Here is a 1,473-nt window from a genome sequence, read left to right as displayed (position 1 = left end):
GCCAATTGGTAGAGGAGCATTGTCAACGAGACGAAGCGGTACCGGAAGGAGCCGTGGATCGTTGAGAAGAGAGAATGCCGGAATGAGTAGCGAGAGGAAGGTGAGAATCCTTCCGGCCGAATATCTAAGGTTTCCAGGGTAAAGCTGATCTGCCCTGGGTAAGTCGGGACCTAAGGCGAGGTCGAAAGACGTAGTCGATGGACAACAGGTTGAGATTCCTGTACTGCCTTATGACAGAACTGTGGGGACACGCGTGGAGAGCGGGAGCCGGAAATGGAAAAGCCGGTGCAAGCGAAGCAGGCGGCAAGCAGGCAAATCCGCTTGTCAAGCCAAAGGCGTGATGCGTACCGAATTAGAGTAGGGAAGTCCGTGAGCCATGCGTCAAGAAAAGCCGCTATTGTTTGTAAGGCACCCGTACCGTAAACCGACACAGGTAGATGAGGAGAGAATCCTAAGGCCGACGGAAGAAGCATTGTTAAGGAACTCGGCAAAATGACCCCGTAACTTCGGGAGAAGGGGTGCCGGTGAGAACCGGCCGCAGAGAATAGGCTCAAGCAACTGTTTAGCAAAAACACAGGTCTATGCGAAACCGAAAGGTGAAGTATATGGGCTGACGCCTGCCCGGTGCTGGAAGGTTAAGGGGAGAGGTTAGCGCAAGCGAAGCTTTGAACTTAAGCCCCAGTAAACGGCGGCCGTAACTATAACGGTCCTAAGGTAGCGAAATTCCTTGTCGGGTAAGTTCCGACCCGCACGAAAGGCGTAATGATTTGAGCGCTGTCTCAACAATGCATCCGGTGAAATTGAAGTGCCAGTGAAGATGCTGGCTACCCGCGCCAGGACGGAAAGACCCCATGGAGCTTTACTCCAGCTTGATACTGGGATTCGGTACTGCATGTACAGGATAGGTGGGAGGCATTGAAGTGGTGACGCCAGTTGCCATGGAGCCGCTGTTGGGATACCACCCTTGCAGTATTGGGTTTCTAACCAGCCGCCGTAATCCGGCGGTGGGACAATGTCAGGCGGGGAGTTTGACTGGGGCGGTCGCCTCCGAAAGGGTATCGGAGGCGCTCAAAGGTTCCCTCAGAATGATTGGAAACCATTCGAAGAGTGCAAAGGCAGAAGGGAGCTTGACTGTGACACCGACGGGTGGAGCAGGTACGAAAGTAGGACTTAGTGATCCGGTGGTATTAAGTGGGAATGCCATCGCTCAACGGATAAAAGCTACCCTGGGGATAACAGGCTTATCACTCCCAAGAGTTCACATCGACGGAGTGGTTTGGCACCTCGATGTCGGCTCATCGCATCCTGGGGCTGTAGCAGGTCCCAAGGGTTGGGCTGTTCGCCCATTAAAGCGGTACGCGAGCTGGGTTCAGAACGTCGTGAGACAGTTCGGTCCCTATCCGGCGTGGGCGCAGGATATTTGAGAGGAGCTGTCCTTAGTACGAGAGGACCGGGATGGACTGACCGCTGGTG

At 54.4% G+C, this 1,473-nt stretch carries 1 rRNA gene; it reads left to right on the top strand.

From position 1 onward, the window contains the following. Positions 1 to 1,473 (top strand): 23S ribosomal RNA (locus VSQ61_RS22640); the annotation flags it as partial.

The organism is Candidatus Merdisoma sp. JLR.KK006 (assembly GCF_036941035.1).
GTDB lineage: Bacteria > Bacillota > Clostridia > Lachnospirales > Lachnospiraceae > Laedolimicola.
Note: the sequence above shows the minus strand (reverse complement) of the source record. Positions and strands in the feature narration are given on the sequence as shown.